We start from the raw sequence: 18128 nt of genomic DNA, 5'->3' as shown, positions 1-18128 counted from the left end.
TGGTTCCAGAGGGGCCGCCGCCGTCAGGACAGCTCATGCCCGCCGCTGGAGGTAATCGGGTGCAGCAATCCTCGCTTCCGCAGTTCCTCCGCCCAGCGCCCAGCAGCCGCGCTGATGTTGCGGCTGAAGATCGACCAACGGTCTTGATGTCCGAAGCAATCGTGCAGCCTTGTCACGTAGTCCGTCAGCGTCGATGTCATCAATCGCAGCCAGGTACCGGCAGGTCTTGTCATATTCGATGAGCAAGTTGTTGTCGACGGCATATCGCACCAATTGCTCTGTGGTGCTTATCTGTTCGATCTCAACCAGTCCCAAGTCGAAGCCGTCGCAGGGCGCGCCGGCGAACTGCCGCATCTCGGTGCGACGGTCGAACCGCACTTCGTATGGCAGATCGGGTACCAAGTGCTCCCAACGACGTTGCAGCAGCGAACCTTTGAGCGGATGTCTCACTCGCTCGTATCCAGGACATGCGGCGTCGACCTCGAATGATCCGATACCGACATTGACGAAGAACCCGTGCCACGACATCGTGCCGTTGTGCCAGTCAGGCTGAAGGTGGATCATGTCGTAGAGCCGCCCCCGCTCCCGCTTGAAACTGCGATCCGATATGCCAAAGCCGCGTGCACGCAGGAATGGGCCGACATCGGCGGAGACCACCGCCTCGTAGGTCCGTCGCAATGAACCGTTGACTGCCCCCTCGCCCGTGACTCAAGGCTAAGGCCGCGGCACCATCCGTCAGCGCACCAATTTGACGCTACGCAAGGACAACGCGGCCATGCCCGACGATGAGGGCGAAAAAATCACCTTGCCCGTTAATGTGGTAGCGGTGAGATCCAGGGGCCGTCAAGGAGTTCGACTTGATGCCGAGTTCGACTTCATCATCGTAGGAGCGGGCAGCGCGGGCTGCCTGCTCGCCAATCGGCTCAGCGCCAACCCCGACCACCGGGTACTTTTGATCGAGGCCGGCGGCGCGGACAACTGGTTCTGGATCAAGGTGCCGGTCGGTTATCTGTACACCATTGGCAACCCCCGTACCGACTGGTGCTTCACGACGGAGCCCGACCCAGGTTTGGCCGGCCGCAGCATCATCTACGCGCGGGGGCGCGTGATAGGCGGCTGCTCGTCGATCAACGCCATGATCCATATGCGCGGGCAGGCAAGCGATTACGAGTTGTGGGCGCAAGCCACCGGAGACGAGCGCTGGCTTTGGGGCGGCCCAGACGGTCCAGGCGAAACACTCGCAATCTATAAGGAGTTGGAAGGCTACTTCGGCGGGGCCGACGAGTGGCACGGCGCCGGCGGTGAGATCCGCGTGGAGCGACCGCGGGTGCGCTGGAAAATTCTGGACGCCTGGCAGGCCGCCGCAGCCGAACTGGGCATTGCGCCGATCGAAGAGTTCAACCGGGGCGACAACTCCGGGAGCGCCTACTTTCATGTCAATCAACGACGCGGCCGGCGCTGGTCGATGGCCGATGCCTTCCTGCACCCCGTCACCCACCGCTCCAATCTCACCGTCTACACGCAGACTCAGGCTCTCCAGCTGCTAATGGACGATCAGGTCAGCAACGATCAGCGTCGCGGCGCCTGGACCACGGCGCAGCACCGCGTCACCGGCCTACGGCTGCTCAAAGACGGCCAGATCGTCGACGTTCGAGCCCGTCGGGAGGTGATCCTGAGCGCCGGCGCCATTGGCTCGCCCCATCTGATGCAGGTTTCGGGGTTGGGCCCGGCCGGGTTGCTCACCCAGCATCACGTGCCGGTGGTCGTTGATCTGCCAGGAGTCGGCGGAAACCTCCAGGACCATTTACAGCTTCGAACGGTGTACCGCATTCGGGGCGCACGAACCGTCAACACGCTGTACCGAAATTGGATCACCCGGGCGGGCATGGGAATTCAGTACCTGCTGCTGCGATCGGGACCCATGACGATGCCGCCGTCCACACTGGGGGCTTTCGCCAAGAGCGAGCCCGCGCTGGTCAGCCCGGATATGGAGTGGCATGTGCAGCCGTTGTCGTTGCCGAAATTCGGGGAACCCCTGCACCCCTTCGGCGCCATCACTCCCTCGGTCTGCAACCTGCGACCCACCTCGCGCGGGCACGTGCGCCTGGCCGGTGCAGATCCGCTGACCCACCCAAAGATCATGTGCAACTACCTGTCCACTGATGCCGACCGTGAAGTCGCCGTGCGCGGCCTTCGGATGACCAGGCAGATCATGGGCGCCCCTCCCCTAGCCCGCTACTGTCCGGAAGAAATGCTTCCCGGCCCGCAACTGGTGAGCGACGAAGACCTACTGGCGGCGGCGCGTGAATTGGGTACCACCATTTTCCACCCGGTAGGCACCTGCGCGATGGGTGCCTTTGATACACGCGGTATGCCACGGTCTGCCGCCACGGTGCTCGACACCGACTGCCGCGTGCGTGGCGTCGCGGGCCTACGGGTGGCCGATGCTTCGGCGATGCCCACTATCACGTCCGGGAACACCAACGCGCCGGTCATGCTGATCGCAGAGCGCGCAGCGCGGGCGATCCTGAAATGAGCCGGTCCCACTCGTGCCGCAGCGTTCCACCGAACTGGCCTCGGACAGCCGCGACCGATTCGCTTGAGTCGTGACCTTCAGTCGCCTTCGTCGTCGTCACGGTGTGCGGCTTCGATCACCTCGGGTGGTGCCGGCTTCTGCAGCCAGGCGCGAATCCGCAACAACCCGCCGGCGACAACCCCGACCGCGAATATTGCAATCGCGATCCAAACCGCAGTGGACATGGATCAATTGTCCGCCCATGGGCGAAAATCGTGACCGCTTACGCAAGGTTGCCGACACGTCTTTCGAGTCAGTGGCTGTAGGCCATTTGGAGAGCCTGCCGCCGCTGGGCGCTGCGTACGTTTGGGTTCAATTCGTATGATCTAGTTACTTTAGAGTCACCATCTGCCTTGCAGTTTGCTCCCATTCGTTGACACCGGCCCGTTAATGGTCATACGCTTTGGGGCGAAACGTCCAGAACTCGGGAAAGTCGCTTCTGATGACCGTGACCAGCGCTCCCAATGTCTTCGACGCGGGCCTTCCCACCTTCAGCTACGGTCTCACCGCCACGCCGCACGACATCCTCGACGATGTCCGATCGGCGCAGGCACGAGCACCCATCGCCATCGGCCCCTTCGGGCCGGAAATCCTGTCATATGAATTTTCCCGCGAGATCCTGCGCGACAGCAGATTTCGGCTTCCGCCCGGCATCACTCTGGCCTCACAGGGCATCACGTCGGGTCCCTTGTTCGACAAGATGGCGAACAGCCTCCTGGGACTGGACGGCGCACCTCATATGCGCCTACGCAAACTCGTGTCGAAAGCGTTCACTCCGCGCGCGACGTCGCGGCTTCAAGACACCATCCAGGAGGTGGTGAACGGGCTGATCGACCGGGTGGCGGACGCCGGACACTGCGACGTCGTGACCGACCTTGCGCGTCCCTACCCCACTCCGATCATGTGCGCGCTCATCGGTGCACCTCGGGAGGATTGGCACCTTTTCGCAGATTGGACTGAAGAGGTTTTCAAGGCCCTCAACTTCCAGCCCGACGCCAACTTCGACGAGTCCGCGATCATGCGGGCGTGGGGCGAATTAGACGCTTACGTCGACGACATGGTCGCCGCCCGGCGACACAGCCTCACCGATGATCTGCTCTCCGAACTCATCCGCGCCGAAAGCGACGGAGACCGGCTGAATCTCGACGAACTCCGGATGTTGGTGGCCGGCTTCCTGATGGCGGGAACGGACACCACGCGCAATCAACTGGCCGCCTCGGTCCAGGTGCTCTGCGAGCACCCCGATCAGTGGATGACGCTTCGTGAGCAACCGGAGCTTGCGATGCAGGCTGTCGAGGAGAGCATGCGCCACTCACCGGCGGCCAGTATCGTGCCGCGGGCCGCGACCGAGGATGTCGAGTTTGGCGGCTACCTGTTCCCGGCAGGGACCTTCATACTGGTGAATACCTTTGCAGCCAATCGTGACCCAGCGATCTATCGCGATGCTGAGCGGTTTGACATCACCCGCAGAGACGTCCCGCCAATTCTGACTTTTGGCGGCGGTGCCCACTATTGTCTGGGGGCCAATCTCGCGCGCCGTGAGCTGGCGGAGGCACTTGTGGTCCTCACCCGCCGTCTCGACGCACCCCGCCGCGTTGGTCCGGCGCCGTGGAAATCCTTGTTGGGAATGACTGGTCCGCTAACGCTTCAGATCGAATTCACCAGCGCAAGGATTGCGACCGCGCATGCGTAGCCGCGGCTGGGCAGGCGCGACACCCAGCTCAGACGAGGAAGCGATTGCCCGAATCCTGGACGCGGTCGACGAAGTGGTCGCTGAGCACGGACCAGCGATACGCCTTGCCGACGTCGCTCGCCGGCTCGGGATTACACGGCAAACGGTGTACCGCTACTTCCCCAATGCTGACGCATTACTCATCGCCAGCGCGATGCGTGCGGTCGACGGATTCATCGATCAGGTTGTCGAGCACGTCAGCGGTGTCAACGACCCCGTCACGGCACTCGTCGAATGCGTGTCGTTCGCGGTCGAAACCCTCACCGGCGATCCCCAGCTGGAAAACCTACTGAGCAGGCGGCAGGACGGGGAAGCTGTCACCTCGTTGACCTCCGATACAGCAAAAGCATTCTGCCTGTCATTCTTTCGCCGGCTCGATGTGGACTGGCAGCTTCACGGCTTTGACAGCGCCGTTCTTGAAGAACTCGCCGAGATGACCTTGCGCACAGTGCAGTCCATGCTGACCGATCCTGGGCAGCCGATTCGTAAGGGTGCCGTACTGCGTCGCTTCGTAGCTCGATGGCTTGGCCCAGCGATCCTCTATCCACGAATCACAGCGCTGTCGATGGACGATCGTCCACCCCCGTCGGGCAGACGCGGTGAATCCCGAAGGCGCACGTCGTCTTCGTGATAACAGCCTGATGACGACCACCTCTTCCGCGAGACACGCCCAGATATACGTACGTTGCAGTTTGCGGATGGTTACCTCGAGGTCCCCGCAACAGGCACGTCAATAATGCCCAGGAAACTCACAGGCATCTGCTAGCTTCGCGAAGTGCAACTTCGCCAGCAGCGCGCGCGAAGCCGGAAGGCGTTCGCCGCAACCGTAATCGCCAGTCTGACCATCGTTGCCGGGGCCGGCTGCGGTGGTGGAACCGAGCCCGAGGAGACCCCGGCGGCAACGGCCGACGAATCAACGGCGGCTCGACAAGCTGAGGCGAATCCAGAAGATCAACAGGCTCAACCGATCGTCAAAGACGAGGACGGCGATGGCCAGCCCGAGATCACCGGCGGCGTCTACGGAGATCCTGCGGCCGCCCTGCACTACTGGGAGGAACAAACCGAAAGCGACTGCGGGTTGATGGCCACCCGCATGGTGGTCGGCGAGCTGACCGGGGCGCCGCCCACCGAGCGGGAGATCATCGACCTCGCCGCTAAGACGCCAAGCGATTGCGATCCGGGTGAGCCGGTGTATGACGAAAGCATCGATCCCAGTGACGGCGGTGTCGGCCATGGCACCTGCACGACCGACCTCCTGCTCCTGCTCAAGCACTACGGGATCAAAGCCGACTACACCAACGACGACACGGCCGCCAAGGGTGGACTCGCCACCGGTATGGACGCGTTGGCGGACTATCTAGGCGACGGGCGACAGGCGATTGTGTGCGTGAACTCCACCACCATCTGGGATGGAGACGGTGACCGGACGGGATGCGGTCACCTGGTCACCGTCGCCGCCATCGATTACGACAACGACGCCGTCTATCTCGGCGACAGCGGCGGCGACGACACGCGCGGCGAGCATGTGACCACTGACGTATTCGAATCTGCCTGGGCGGCAGGCGATCACGAGCTCGTCGTCACCGCACCGCGCTGACACCGACTGTGAAACAGTCCCCTAAAGGACGCTCAGGCATACCGCTCCGACGACCCCCGCGACCATCACCATGGCGGCGGTTGCCGAGGTGGTCCGCCATCCGAAGCTGCGCACCACCATCGCGATGCCCGGCAAGCTGACCGCCGGCAAGGTGGTCAGCAGAGCGCCCAACACACCCGATGACACACCGAGCAGCGCCAGGCCTTGAAGGATCGGGATCTCCCCTGCCGTGGGAATGACGATGAGGGTACCGAGCACAGCCGCGATCACGACGACCAGAACGCTGTAGTTCGCGGGCTCGATCAGCTCCATGAGCCAGCCGCGACCGGCGCCGATCACCAGCACCAGAACGAGGTACTCCGGAACGAGCACGACGCAAAGCCGAAAAAGCGCTCTGCCGAAGCGAACTGGCGCGGACGCTTCGTCTCCGGGCGGCTTGATCTGTGCGGCGTCGAAGTTCGGCGGTCCCCCGTTCGTCTCCCGCCGCGAGACCATCGCCACCAGTGCCGATCCCCCGACCACAGCTCCGACCCCGACAACCAGCCGAGTCGCCGTCCACTGCCAGGGCGCAACGCACAGCAGGAAAACCAGCACCGCCGGATTCAGCAGCGGATTGCCCAACCAGTACGCCACCGCCGCTGCCTGGTTGACGCCAGAGCGGCGCAGCGTCACGGCGACGGGGGCCGAGCAGCACGCGCACATCATCGACGGCGTGCTGGCGACCCCACCGGCCGCAGCGCTCCAGACCGTATTTCGCCGATTCAGCAGCTGCGGCAACCAACTCCGCGGGACGAAGGCTTGGATGCACGCGCTGAGCAGAAGCGCCACCAGCAGCGCGGGCCAGATGGCGGTGACGTACGAAGAAAAGAACGTGGTCGCCGCATGCCAACTCGGCGCGTCGCCGACCTTCACTCCTCCGACACCGAGGATGTTCGAGCCCGGCCAGTGTTGAGAGCGGGCCGCGTCGAGCGCCTTGCCGACATACGGGACCCACTTTGCCCACGTCAGTCCCACGACGCCGACAATCGCGGTGATGAGCACCCCTGCCACGGCGCTTCGCCGCGAGTCAACTGGGAGCGACGCGCTGCTCGAGGTCATAGCTCCTAGATGTAACCGTTACACCGGCAGTCGAACCGTTCGGGGGGCACGGCGAACGTTGCCGGCTGGATAAATCGCGTCATGTTGAGGCGTTCTCCAGAAACGACAGGTGATATTCGGCAACGCCATCAGGAGGACAGCCATGAGCGTGGACAGCATCTCGGATTTGGACACGACGAACTTCGACGAGTTGGTTCCATCGCGGTACGCGGTGCAGGTCGGCGACATCGAGGTGCTGGTGATCAGCGATGGGGTGCTCCCGATCACGGCCAGGACGATGGCGACCAACGCCGACCCGACCGAGTTCGGGAGTTGGCTCGACGACCGGTTCCTTCCCAGAGACGTCCTCGCCTGGCCCCTCAACGTTGTCGTGGTGCGCACCGCTGGTCGGACCATCCTGGTCGACGCCGGGCTCGGCGTGGAGTTCCCGGACTTTCCGCGGGCCGGGCAGACCGTCCATCGTCTGGAAGCCGCCGGTATCGACCCCTCGGCGGTGACCGACGTGGTGCTCACCCACCTGCATATGGATCACGTGGGCGGGCTGCTCACGAAGGGCCTGAAGGAACGGTTGCGTCCCGACCTGCAAGTCCACGTTGCGGCCGCCGAGGCCGAGTTCTGGGAGGCGCCCGACTTCTCCCACACCGACATGCCCGCTCCCGTTCCGGACGCGCTCCGGTCGATCGCCGGGCGGTTCCTCGACGAATACCGCGGTCACATGCGGACCTTCGAGTCGGAGTACGAATTGGCGCCCGGAGTGCTCGTCGCCCGCACGGGAGGTCACACGCCGGGTCATGCCATCGTCCGCCTCGACTCGGGCGGTGACCGGCTGACGTTCGCCGGCGACGCCGTCTTCGCGCCCGGCTTCGATAACCCGGAGTGGCACAACGGCTTCGAACACGACCCAGAAGAGTCGGCCCGCGTACGGATCGAACTTCTCCGGGAACTGGCCGCGACCGGTGAGTCCCTGGTGGCCACTCACCTGCCGTTCCCGTCGGTCTGCCACGTCGCGACCGCCGGCGACGTCTTCCGGTGCGTGCCCACCGTGTGGGACTACTGACGAGAGCGCCGCCGTGCGTGACCGACGACCCGCGCGACTTGTCTGGGGCGCACGAGGCTCGTCCCGGGGTCCACGCCTTGCAGCATGCGCAGGAACGTTTCGGTGAGCGCCATGTCAGTCGATGCGGCGGCCATGTAGGCGGTGGTGTAGCTGTTGAACCCACGCTGCGGCCATGACCTCCATCGGCTCGCCGGGGTGAAGCCGAAGTCGTTGAGCCGGTTGGCCCACCAAAGAGGAGCCAGCCGCCGTGCAACATCGCGAAAATAGTCTTGACTCGACGGTTCACCGTTGGAGGCAAGGGTCTGTCGAAGGCTGCGAGCCTGCATCAGCGCCGATGTCATGCCCTGGCCGTACATCGGGTTCAAGCTGCATACCGCGTCCCCAATCACCAACAGCCCCTGAGGAAATGAGGACGCCCTGTCGTAGCGGCGCCATACGCTGGTCGGAAACTGGCGATGATGCGTCTCCCCCAGCGGTTCGGCGTCGTGAAGCGCTTCGCCGATATGCGGGGGCACGCATTCGGCCACAGCGGCCAACACCTCCGGCAGCTCGGTGGGCAGCCTGTGCCCAGCGACACCTATCAGCGTCACGATCATCGTGTCGTTCTCGTAGGCGAGCATTCCGACGCCAGTTGGGCGTTGCAGCGTCGGGCTGACGAAAACCACCTTGTCGTCCAGCGCCCCCGGCGTCATGCGAAACAACTGACTGGCGTAGCTGAGCTGCACCCGATACGACCGCTCGACGGGACGTGTGAAGCCATGCGCCGCAAGGAAGGCCGGTGTACGCGCCGAGCGCCCCGACGCGTCGACCACGAGATCGGCGGGCAACGTCTGCCGCCGTGACCCAGCCCGGTCGCTGATACGAACACCGCGTACCGCACGATCGCTCAACACGGGCTCGACGACGTCGTGGCCGTCGAGCACCGTGACGTTGGGCAGTGCGTGAACCCGTTCGCGGACAACTGATTCCAGCAGCGGCCTGCTGGCCGGCTGCACAGGCATGGCGTCAGGGTCGGCCAATGCCGCCGTCCGACACAGCGCATGCCCACGGACCTCGACGTACACCGCCGACAGGGTGTGCGTGTCGATGATCGGTGCGCCCGCCGCTTTCAACTCCGTCGTAGCGCCGGGAAGCATCTCCTCGAGGATCTTCAAACCCGCACTGGTCATCATGTGCAGGTGGTGACTCTGAGGCACGCCTGCCCGATGCGACACGTCGACGGGCAGCTTGTCGCGTTCCACGACGGTCACCGAGTCGTACGCGTCTGCCAGCACTCTCGCAGCGAGCAGTCCCCCGATGCTCGCTCCACACACGACCGCTGCTCGCGTCGCCATCGCGCCCCTCTTCGGCAGGCTGTATCCCTACCGTCGCACAGAGAGCGGCCGAGAGTGCCGTTTCATCCGCGACGCGCAGTGGCAGCCGTATCAGAACGCACATCCGCGGTCAGACCCCCAAGCACCACCGGAGCACCGTCAGCGCCGCTGTCTGTAGCGTGGCGACCGTGAAATCCTCGCGTGTGTCTCTTCCCGTCGGACTGTTCGCCTGCACCGCATCGATGGTTCTGGCTCTTGCGGCGTGCGGCTCGGACACGGAAGCGTCATCGACCACTACGACGTCCTCGACGAGCACGTCCTCTCTGGCCGACGAGTTCATCCCCCCACCCGTCGAGACGGGCGATCCCGCCAGCGCGATGTGCCCGACGGCCCCGCCGCAGTTCGGCGGCACTCCCGAGTGGACCCTCAATGGCGAGACCGGCAGCGTCGCCGTCACCGGATCCACCGACTCGACGGCACCGCTGATCAACGTGCAGCCGCCGTTCAGCGTGTCCGAGACCCAGGTGCAGACGTTGAAGCCCGGTGACGGACCGGTCGTCTCCGAGACGGCCACCGTTTTCGTCTGCTACATGGGCGTCAACGGACGCGACGGGTCCGTGTTCGACAACAGCTACGAGCGCGGCATGCCGGTCGACTTCCCGCTCGACGGGGTCGTGCCCGGCTTCCAGAAGGCCATCGCCGGACAGAAGGTGGGGTCGACGGTCGCCGTGGCGATGACGTCTGCCGACGGCTACCCCGAAGGTCAGCCCGCCGCGGGGATCCAACCCGGCGACTCACTCATCTTCGCCATCAAGATCCTCGACGCCTCGAGCTGACCCGTAGCGGTCAGCCGCCGGCGGTGACCGGGTTCTTCGACAGGTGGATGAAGGCGCCGTTCTTCCACACGCCCCAGCGTCCGCCCCAGCCCGAGTGCCACACGACGGGCTCGCCGAGCCAGAACTCAGCGGGCTTCCGCGGTGCCCACGACGGAACCGGTTCCCCGGCCATCGGCCGCGCCGGCGGCGGAGCCACACCGGGCGGAGGCGGTGCATAAGGATTGGGGGCCTCCGCGGCCAGCATCGGCGGTGGGGGCGGCGGTGGAGACGGCTGGGCGCTTGCCGGAGCGGTCAGGCCTAGAGTCGTTGCTGTCAGTCCGCCTGCAATGGCAGCCAGCGTGGTCTTGGAAAACCTCATGAGCATGCCTCCAGCGGTAGTCGCGAATCCGATGCTTCGAATTTATAGCCTGCATTTGCTGCGGCCAAACCCAGGGCGTGTCTGTACCTACTACGGCTCGCGGCTCTCGTCGCGGTCCGACGCGTCGCTGTCCTCGGTTTCTTCCTGTGTGTCCCCCGTCGGCTTCGGTTGCAGCGCGACACTGCGCGTCCGCGGGATGATCTCCGACGGCTGATCCTCGGCCGGCAGCAGGTGCACGACGCGCCCGACAGCACGACGCAGCCCGGGTGGCCCTTCCTTGCGGACGAAGTCGCCGATCCGGCCGGCCCGGTAGCGCAGCGGCGAGCCGATGAACTCACCCAGCACCACGCCACTGCCCAGGGCCAGCGCGATCGCGATCGCCGACATCATCTGCCGGAGGCCGTTGTCGAAGTTGCCGTCGACGGCAAAGGAGAACACCGCGCGAAACACCGCCAGGCCCGGCAGCATCGGCATGATCCCCGCGGTGGCCGTCACCAAGGCAGGTGCTTGCCGACGGATCGAGATCAACGTGGCGACCAGACCGACACCCACCGCCGCGGCACCACTCGCGAACACCTGACCGAACCCCGCATTGCCCAGGGCTATCAGGACCGCCTCGGCGAGTCCGGCTGCAAGCCCTGCGGTGAGGATGGCCCGCAGCGGCGCATAGCTCGCCACGGTCAGGCAGGCGCCCGCCAGCGCCGCGCCGAACACCGCGACCGCGATCCGTACCCCCCCGCTCGGCGCGATGAACGATTCGGTCGCATCGACATGCAGCGAGATGGTCACGCCGGCGATCTCCGCGATCTGCAGGCCGGCGAGGATGCCCACGACGATCCCCGACGTCAGCAGCACCGCTTCGCCCAACCGGGCGAGCGAGGTCAGCATGTAGCCGGTCACCGCGTCCTGCATCGCGCCGACGAACGTCAAACCTGACAGCAGCACCACGATGCCGGTGGCCACCATGACCGTCGGTCCGATATCGGCATACAAAAAGGCCGCCACAGCGACCGAGGTCGCGATCGCCGCGCCTGCGACGTGTTGGAAGAAGAACGGCGTACCCCAGCGATTCAGCCGCCGCCCCACCTGGTCGATGACCCCCGACGTGACTGCGGCCAGGATGCAGGTCAACCAACCACCACCGAGAAGCATGGCGATGCCCAGAGCGAAACCCGCCCAGCCCGCGGTCGCGAGCCACCGTGGGTAGGGGTGCGGCCGCTCGGTCAACTCGTCCATCGCCTCGTGAGCTTGATCGACCGTCACACCGCCGGAGGTGATCCGCTGAACCAGCCGGTCGAGTTCTCCCAGTCGCGTGTAGTCCGTCGACCGGGCGTGCACTGCCCGAACGATGGTGACGGGTGGGCTGTCCGCGGTCGGCAGAGCGGACACGATGACGGTGGTGACGAAGATGTCGACGACACAGTCGGTCAGTCGATATGCCTGGGCGACGTCCTGGGCGGTCGCGACGACGTCGGCGGTGCCCGAGCCCGAAGACAGCATCACCTCGGCGAGGCGGATCGTCAGATCGAGCACCTTGCGGGTGTGCAGGTCGCCCATCCCGTCGGAACGGCGGCGCCGCTGACCCGCGACCGGCGCCGGATCGCGCGGGCCGCGCAGCGCATTGCGTAAGCCGCGGCGGACGCGGCCACGCGGTGTTCGATCTATCGGCATCTCCGTGAACGATACTGACGTGCGGGCATCATGGCCCAGGCGGCTAATCCCGCTGCGGCGCCCGACAACACATGCCAGAGGCCGTGGTACTGCCACAGGCTGTCGGGCCGGCACAGCGGCGAGCCCGTGCGCCCGGCGGCATAGGCGGCCAGGCCGAGCGCGAAGACCGCTGCAGCCGCGAGCCACACCGAGCGCCGCCCTCGCGCGCTGCCGACCACCCCGATCACACACACCGCCGCAAGGCCGACAATCGGCCAGTCGTGCACCGGTCCCGCCCAGTGCGGTTGAGGTCCGTGAAAGACGAAGCTGCCGAAGCCGACAGCCACCAGCGCCACTCCTGCGGCTCCCGCCAGCACCGCTCTACCGCCTAGGGCCCAGCACAGGACGGCTATCCCCACGGCGACGTACGCCAGGCTGGTGAGAGCGAGGACGGGTTGGCCAAGCATCGTGTCGCCAATGCGCTCGCAGTCCGAGCGTCCGAAGGCCGCCGCGGCGGTCCAGCCCTGCATTCAACTCACGATAGCCACCCATGGTGCCGGCGAAGCGAACTGAGCGTATTCCTCTGTGCTACAGCCGTATTGTGTGCGCAACCACCGACCATCCCGCCAGGCAGGAGTGGCCAGATTCCGTTGAATCTTGGCTACTTTGCCACTAGTCGGGCATGTCGGGAACCGGGCACTGTAAAGGCATGCGCACCGAAGACATGGCCACGCTGGCCGACGCGAAAGCCGACATGGACAGCTGGGCCCTACCCGATACCGAAATCTGCTCGGAAGCACTGCGATACGTCATCGACGTCTCCCCGGATTTCCTCATCAACCACTGTGTCCGCAGTTATCTGTTCGCGCGCGAGATCGCCTCGGGCCAGGGTATGCGCAGCGGTACCGACTACGACGACGAACTCGTCTTCCTCGCCTGCCTCCTGCACGACCTGGGTGTCACGGATGGCGGCAGGGGTGATCAGCGATTCGAGGTGGAGGGGGCCGATGCGGCGGCGGACTTCCTTCGCCGACACGGGCTTTCGGGCGATCGGATCACGACGGTGTGGCAGGCGATCGCACTTCACACCAGCGCCGGGTTGGCGAACCGGTTCGGGCCCGAGCAGGCGGTGGTCTTCAACGGAATCGCCCTCGACATCAACGGCATGGACACACACCTGCTCTCCCCCGGCTTCGCCGACCGGGTCCACGCCGCGTGGCCACGTCACGACCTGGGGTATGCGATCGCCGACGCCGTGGCCCGCGATGTGCGCCTCAACCCGATGAAGGCTCCCCCGTTCTCGTTTCCCGCGCACCTGCACGAATTGATCAACGGGTCGTCGTTCTCGTTCTTCGATTTCGTGCGCGCTTCCGGGTGGGGCGATCAGCCTTTGCGCGGCGACGCGGGTATCCCATGACGCCGATGCATGCGCAGATCGTGTTGTTCGACGGCTTCGACCCACTCGACGCCGTCGCCCCGTACGAAGTGTTCGTCGCGGGCAGCGACTTCGTCGCAGGCGAACTGGAAGTCGAGTTCGTCTCGGCCGAGGGTCCGCGGCCGGTAGTCAGCGGTTCGCGGGGGCTGACGTTAAACGCGACCGCCCGACTCGACCCCGCCAAGCCGGGTTTCGTGATCGTGCCCGGCGCGGCAGGCCCTATCGACGGCGACCCCGATGAGGGCGTCGCGACCATCCCCGTCCTGCTCGCCCGTTTCGGCGAGACCGCCGCGGTGCCGATGATGCGTAAAGCCTTCGCCAATCCGGACATCACGGTCGCGACCGTATGCGGTGGGTCGCTCGCGCTGGCGATGGCGGGCCTGCTCGACGGCCGCCACGCCACCACCCACCATCTCGGTGTGGACGTGCTCCACGCGACAGGCGCAATTCCGGTGGCGGCCAGGGTCGTCGACGACGATGACCTGGTCACCGCAGGCGGCGTCACGTCGGGGCTGGACCTTGCGCTCCATCTGCTCGACCGAAGCTACGGTCCGCGCATCGCATTGGCCGTCGAGGAGTTGTTCGCCTACGAGCGGCGGGGCACCGTCTGGACCGACACCGGGCGCGCACCGAAAGCCTCGGCATGACGAGCGTCGTCGGCGACTGGGATGTGCGCATCAAAACACCGGTCGGAACCTTGGAAGTGGTGTACAGCTTCGTCGAACAAAACGGTGCGATCACCGGCACCGCGCAGAGCAACTCAGAACGCGTGCCGCTGAGCGACATCACTCTGGTCGAAGACGTTGACGGACAACGGGTCACATGGCGGCAGACGGTGACCAAACCGATGAGGCTCAAACTCGAGTTCGATGTGCAGGTGCACGGCGACCACCTGACCGGTCACTCGCGTGCGGGACGGCTGCCGCGCTCGGCGGTCTCCGGGGTGCGACGCGCCTGACGGACGACCGTGTCAGCCGTCTTCTGGCGGTGCTACGTTCGCCTGCCACCGCCGGCGTCGCTGCTCGTCGGTCTGCTCCCACCACGGCGGCGAGCCCCGCTCACCCAACGCGACCTTGACCGCGTGCACACCGGCCCGCGCGGTCTGCTCGTCTGCAGTTCCCTTGGTGCGGCGCACTTCTCGGCGCCACGCCATGAGTATCCGGGTCAACTCCGCGCGCCGATCCTCGGGTATGGCCGGATCGGTGGCGCGCCACCGGCGACCGTTGATGACGAGGAAGTGGCCGTCATCGGTCAGCTGGGGCTCACCCATCGGCCGATACTAGCTCCGGGCGAATCCTGCTTTACGGGCACGGCCCGGGGATGAACAGCGACCAGCACCAGCCCGGCGGAAGGGGCGGGGTGAAGCCGGGCGGTGGTGGTGGCGGCGGTGGTGGCGCCTCGCCTTCGAAGATGTTCTGCGCCACGTTGCCCTGCCCGTGGTAGACGTACCAATACGTGTGGCACACGTTGTTGTCCCATACCACCGGATTCACCCGCAGATTCCCGGTCTGCACCGGCGGATCACCCGGGCACCACCGGCAGGGCCCCGACGGATTCTCGTCCGGACATCCGGGCCACGCTTGCTGCGGCGCCGGCCCGCCGGGCAGCGCTTGGGCCGTGCCCGCCAGCGACCCGAAGCCGGCGCTCGTGATCGCGAACGACATCAATGCCGCGCCGAGGATTCGCTTCGATGTGTGAGGTGTGGTCATGTTTCGCCCTCTTGCTCGGTTCGGCGCTCGATGGCCGTCGTCGAGGCAAGTACACGAGATCCGGTCGGCTACCGATCCCAACTCCGCGGTTTCCGTGACAAGGGGTTCGGGTATCGCTCGGCGAGACCATCGTGGACTAGGAGAGAACTGATGAGCTCACCCGAACAAGCCTCCGACGACGCGAACCAGGGTGAGGGCGCGGAGCAAGGCGTCCCGCCGACGGCTCCCGCGTATTCGTCGCCGCCGCCCGAGGGAATCCCTTCGGCCGACGACAAGGACGGAGCCAACTAGCGCCGCCGGCGCACTAGCGGAGGCGGTGCCGAGTCACGACCCCCTGCGCAGATCAGCAAGCGAGTTCTGCACACCGCCGTCCATGCGGATCTGAATACCGGCCACCGCCAGCATTACCGCTGAGGTGACCAGATGCACGATCGCGTCGGTGATGTTGTTGGGGAACGTGAACACGTACGCCACCTGGTGGGAGAAGAACGCCCAGATGCCCGGCAACGCGCCCGCCACCGCCGCGACGAGCAGATACAACACCGACCACGACTTGCGAAACGCGAACACCAGTCCCGGTCCGAACAGGGCGAGACCGGCGACGGCGTGCCAGCCGTTGTAGTCCATTCCGAGTACCTGCGCAGTCGGTGCGCCCGGGCCCGTCGCGAAGCTCGGCTCCACAATGAAGCCGATCACCGCCTGTATGACGTGGAACGCGGCGATGACCAGCAGGCCGACCTGGGCGAAACTCCACTTCACGGTGACACCCTTCTGGTTGTCGATACCTCGGCAAATACTACGCTCGGTAGTAGCACTTTGTTAAGGGGTCGAGTGAAAATCCCGCCAGGCGGCTCGCCCACTCCGTCGCTAACCTGTCCGGGTGGCAGAAGTGCTGTCGGTGAACGTTGCGCGAGTGCGGGTCAATCCCGATGCGCCGTCGAGGTCGACGGGCATCGACAAGGTCGCCGTGGCGGACCGGGTCGCGGTGCGCGCGCCGGGACCGATGCGCGGCGGCCTGGGCAGCGGACTCGTCGGCGACACCATCGGCCATAAGAAGCTGCACGGCGGTGACGATCAGGCCGTCTACGCATACGCGCGAGAAGACCTCGACGACTGGGAAAGTCGACTGGACCGCCGGTTGACCAACGGCATGTTCGGCGAGAACCTCACCACCACGAACGTCGGCGTGACACAGGCGCGCATCGGTGAGCGTTGGCGCGTCGGCACCGACGGCCTTCTGCTCGAGGTTTCGGCGCCGCGCACACCGTGCCGCACCTTCGCCGCCTTCCTGCAGATCGACCGCTGGATGAAAACCTTCACCACAGCCGCCAAACCCGGTGCGTACCTGCGTGTTGTCTCACCGGGAACGGTGGGCGCCGGCGACGAGATCTCCGTCGAGTACCGCCCCGACCACCAGGTGACCGTCGAGTTGGCGTTCCGCGCAAGGATGTCCGACGCGTCGTTGCTTCCACAGCTGCTCGCCGCCGACGCGTTGTCTGCCGAACTCAAGACCTACGTCCGCAAGCGCCTGTCGACCAACGGCAAATAGGCACCACCGCGGCCCGCCAGCGGAACCGTGACGCACCCCACGCTTCGGTAACGGGGCCGCTACCGGTGCCGACATAACCGTCAGCAGCGGCTACGCGCGGCGGGTGTCCCGTATCGCGGCAGGTGTGAAGCAGCAGCGCCTGAACCGGCAGCCCTGACCCGGCTCCGGTCCGCCCATCCGCGATGACCGCTCGGCGGTATCCCTCGACCAGGAAGTTCACAGCGATGACATTGCGACACAGTTGGGCGCGCCGCATGATGGCCGGCGCGCTAGCGGCCCTGCTCATACCGGGCCTGGTCGCGGCGGTGGGTGGCACGTCCACCGCAGCGGCATACTCACGACCGGGCCTTCCCGTCGAAACCCTGATGGTCCCGTCGGCCGCCATGGGCCGCGACATCCCGGTCAAGTTCCAGGGCGGTGGCCCGCACGCGGTCTACTTGCTCGACGGCTTGCGGGCGCGCGACGACAACAGCGGCTGGGACATCGAAACCGCCGCGTTCGAGAACTACTTCGAATCCGGTCTGTCGGTCGTGATGCCGGTCGGTGGCATGTCGAGCTTCTACACCAACTGGCAAGGACCCGCGGTCGGCAACGGCGGGCGCTACTCCTACCAGTGGGAGACCTTCCTGACCTCTGAACTCCCGGCGTACCTGTCCGCCAACAAGGGCGTCTCGCCCAGCGGCAACGCGGTGGTCGGCCTGTCCATGTCGGGCAGCGCGGCGCTGATCCTGGCGGCCTACCACCCCGGCCAGTTCCGCTACGCGGCATCGTTGTCGGGCTTCCTCAACCTCTCCGAGGGCATCTGGCCGCTGCTGGTCGGCGTCGCGATGCGCGATGCGGGCGGATTCAGCGCCACGGCGATGTGGGGCCCGCCGGGCAGCTCGGCCTGGAAGCGCAACGACCCGACGGTCAACGTCGGCAAGTTGGTGGCCAACGGCACCCGCATCTGGGTGTACTGCGGCAACGGTGTCCCGTCCGAACTCGGGGGCGGCGGCGACATCGCCGGCCAGTTCCTCGAAACCATCACGCTGGACAGCAACAAGAGCTTCCAGCAGGCCTACCAGGCAGCCGGTGGAGGCAACGGCACGTTCAACTTCCCCGCCAACGGCACCCACGGATGGGGCTACTGGGCTTCGCAGCTGGCCGCGATGAAGGGCGACATCCAGGCCACGCTGGGCGCCTGAGCTCGCTGACGCCGCTGGGCGACCGCCTCGTGCGG

General features: G+C 65.8%; 22 protein-coding genes. 12 read left to right on the top strand and 10 right to left on the bottom strand.

Annotation, left to right across the window (positions count from 1 at the left end; translation table 11 throughout):
- Window positions 1–33 precede the first annotated feature (33 nt).
- The gene (locus A5759_RS17340) at window positions 34–657 is read right to left on the bottom strand and encodes a DUF4304 domain-containing protein (RefSeq protein ID WP_231984683.1); all 624 of its coding nucleotides are present in this window, start codon (window positions 655–657) and stop codon (window positions 34–36) included.
- Between the two features lie 118 nt (window positions 658–775).
- Here A5759_RS17340 and A5759_RS17335 point away from each other — a divergent pair, with 118 nt between their 5' ends.
- On the top strand, window positions 776–2536 hold the full coding sequence (locus tag A5759_RS17335; protein WP_231984682.1) for a GMC family oxidoreductase: 1761 nt from the start codon (window positions 776–778) through the stop codon (window positions 2534–2536).
- A gap of 77 nt (window positions 2537–2613) precedes the next feature.
- Here the strand turns inward: A5759_RS17335 and A5759_RS25990 are convergent, their stop codons facing one another.
- Complete coding sequence (locus tag A5759_RS25990) at window positions 2614–2760, bottom strand: hypothetical protein (RefSeq protein WP_156616963.1); 147 nt, start codon at window positions 2758–2760, stop codon at window positions 2614–2616.
- A 257-nt stretch (window positions 2761–3017) separates the two neighbouring features.
- Between A5759_RS25990 and A5759_RS17330 the strand changes: the two genes are divergently transcribed.
- From A5759_RS17330 to A5759_RS17320, 3 genes are all read left to right on the top strand, one after another.
- Complete coding sequence (locus A5759_RS17330; RefSeq protein WP_068199813.1) at window positions 3018–4268, top strand: cytochrome P450; 1251 nt, start codon at window positions 3018–3020, stop codon at window positions 4266–4268.
- Window positions 4261–4938: a TetR/AcrR family transcriptional regulator gene (locus A5759_RS17325; RefSeq protein WP_068199809.1), complete on the top strand. Its 678-nt coding sequence runs from the start codon at window positions 4261–4263 to the stop codon at window positions 4936–4938. Before A5759_RS17330 ends, A5759_RS17325 begins: the two co-directional genes overlap by 8 nt.
- A gap of 144 nt (window positions 4939–5082) precedes the next feature.
- Window positions 5083–5904, top strand: a complete 822-nt coding sequence (locus A5759_RS17320; RefSeq protein ID WP_066840430.1) for a hypothetical protein — start codon at window positions 5083–5085, stop codon at window positions 5902–5904.
- A gap of 21 nt (window positions 5905–5925) precedes the next feature.
- On the opposite strand, the gene A5759_RS17315 is transcribed toward A5759_RS17320, so the two are convergent.
- Window positions 5926–6954 (bottom strand): permease, encoded by a 1029-nt coding sequence (locus A5759_RS17315; protein ID WP_231984681.1) that lies wholly within the window; start codon window positions 6952–6954, stop codon window positions 5926–5928.
- Between the two features lie 190 nt (window positions 6955–7144).
- Here A5759_RS17315 and A5759_RS17310 point away from each other — a divergent pair, with 190 nt between their 5' ends.
- On the top strand, window positions 7145–8059 hold the full coding sequence (locus A5759_RS17310) for an MBL fold metallo-hydrolase (RefSeq protein ID WP_068199805.1): 915 nt from the start codon (window positions 7145–7147) through the stop codon (window positions 8057–8059).
- Here the strand turns inward: A5759_RS17310 and A5759_RS17305 are convergent.
- Window positions 8053–9393: an NAD(P)/FAD-dependent oxidoreductase gene (locus A5759_RS17305; RefSeq protein ID WP_068199803.1), complete on the bottom strand. Its 1341-nt coding sequence runs from the start codon at window positions 9391–9393 to the stop codon at window positions 8053–8055. The genes A5759_RS17310 and A5759_RS17305 overlap by 7 nt on opposite strands.
- 182 nt (window positions 9394–9575) lie before the next feature.
- Here A5759_RS17305 and A5759_RS17300 point away from each other — a divergent pair, with 182 nt between their 5' ends.
- Window positions 9576–10208, top strand: coding sequence for an FKBP-type peptidyl-prolyl cis-trans isomerase (locus tag A5759_RS17300; protein ID WP_369816235.1), 633 nt, complete (start codon window positions 9576–9578; stop codon window positions 10206–10208).
- A gap of 10 nt (window positions 10209–10218) precedes the next feature.
- On the opposite strand, the gene A5759_RS17295 is transcribed toward A5759_RS17300, so the two are convergent.
- The 3 genes from A5759_RS17295 to A5759_RS17285 all read right to left on the bottom strand — a co-directional run bounded on the left by A5759_RS17295 (window position 10219) and on the right by A5759_RS17285 (window position 12746).
- Window positions 10219–10566, bottom strand: coding sequence for a hypothetical protein (locus tag A5759_RS17295; protein WP_068200097.1), 348 nt, complete (start codon window positions 10564–10566; stop codon window positions 10219–10221).
- A gap of 90 nt (window positions 10567–10656) precedes the next feature.
- Complete coding sequence (locus A5759_RS17290) at window positions 10657–12237, bottom strand: threonine/serine exporter ThrE family protein (protein ID WP_068199800.1); 1581 nt, start codon at window positions 12235–12237, stop codon at window positions 10657–10659.
- Window positions 12228–12746 (bottom strand): hypothetical protein, encoded by a 519-nt coding sequence (locus A5759_RS17285; RefSeq protein ID WP_068199798.1) that lies wholly within the window; start codon window positions 12744–12746, stop codon window positions 12228–12230. Before A5759_RS17285 ends, A5759_RS17290 begins: the two co-directional genes overlap by 10 nt.
- Before the next feature lie 179 nt (window positions 12747–12925).
- Between A5759_RS17285 and A5759_RS17280 the strand changes: the two genes are divergently transcribed.
- The 3 genes from A5759_RS17280 to A5759_RS17270 are packed head-to-tail and all read left to right on the top strand — an operon-like array spanning window position 12926 to window position 14609.
- Window positions 12926–13633: an HD domain-containing protein gene (locus A5759_RS17280; RefSeq protein WP_082962178.1), complete on the top strand. Its 708-nt coding sequence runs from the start codon at window positions 12926–12928 to the stop codon at window positions 13631–13633.
- Between the two features lie 5 nt (window positions 13634–13638).
- A complete protein-coding gene (locus A5759_RS17275; protein WP_068200091.1) occupies window positions 13639–14298 on the top strand; it encodes a DJ-1/PfpI family protein in 660 nt (219 codons plus the stop codon).
- Window positions 14295–14609 (top strand): hypothetical protein, encoded by a 315-nt coding sequence (locus A5759_RS17270; RefSeq protein ID WP_066840439.1) that lies wholly within the window; start codon window positions 14295–14297, stop codon window positions 14607–14609. Before A5759_RS17275 ends, A5759_RS17270 begins: the two co-directional genes overlap by 4 nt.
- Window positions 14610–14621: 12 nt before the next feature.
- Here A5759_RS17270 and A5759_RS17265 read toward each other — a convergent pair whose 3' ends face one another.
- Both A5759_RS17265 and A5759_RS17260 read right to left on the bottom strand, forming a co-directional pair.
- Window positions 14622–14921 (bottom strand): hypothetical protein, encoded by a 300-nt coding sequence (locus A5759_RS17265; protein ID WP_066840441.1) that lies wholly within the window; start codon window positions 14919–14921, stop codon window positions 14622–14624.
- Between the two features lie 31 nt (window positions 14922–14952).
- A complete protein-coding gene (locus A5759_RS17260) occupies window positions 14953–15360 on the bottom strand; it encodes a hypothetical protein (RefSeq protein ID WP_231984680.1) in 408 nt (135 codons plus the stop codon).
- A 150-nt stretch (window positions 15361–15510) separates the two neighbouring features.
- On the opposite strand from A5759_RS17260, the gene A5759_RS25985 reads away from it, so the two are divergent.
- Window positions 15511–15651: a hypothetical protein gene (locus tag A5759_RS25985; RefSeq protein ID WP_156616962.1), complete on the top strand. Its 141-nt coding sequence runs from the start codon at window positions 15511–15513 to the stop codon at window positions 15649–15651.
- Window positions 15652–15684: 33 nt separating this feature from the next.
- Here the strand turns inward: A5759_RS25985 and A5759_RS17255 are convergent, their stop codons facing one another.
- Window positions 15685–16119 carry a DUF4383 domain-containing protein gene (locus tag A5759_RS17255; RefSeq protein ID WP_064393817.1) on the bottom strand — a complete coding sequence of 145 codons (435 nt, stop codon included), beginning with the start codon at window positions 16117–16119 and terminating at the stop codon, window positions 15685–15687.
- A gap of 130 nt (window positions 16120–16249) precedes the next feature.
- On the opposite strand from A5759_RS17255, the gene A5759_RS17250 reads away from it, so the two are divergent.
- Entirely contained in the window at window positions 16250–16909 is a 660-nt protein-coding gene (locus A5759_RS17250; RefSeq protein ID WP_197506105.1) for an MOSC domain-containing protein, read from the top strand.
- A 224-nt stretch (window positions 16910–17133) separates the two neighbouring features.
- Window positions 17134–18093, top strand: a complete 960-nt coding sequence (locus tag A5759_RS17245) for an esterase family protein (RefSeq protein ID WP_068199788.1) — start codon at window positions 17134–17136, stop codon at window positions 18091–18093.
- Window positions 18094–18128: the final 35 nt, after the last annotated feature.

This window comes from Mycobacterium sp. 852014-52144_SCH5372336 (genome assembly GCF_001665615.1).
Lineage (GTDB): Bacteria > Actinomycetota > Actinomycetes > Mycobacteriales > Mycobacteriaceae > Mycobacterium > Mycobacterium neumannii_A.
The sequence above is the reverse complement of the archived record's forward strand: the minus strand, read 5'-3'. Positions and strand labels throughout refer to the sequence as shown.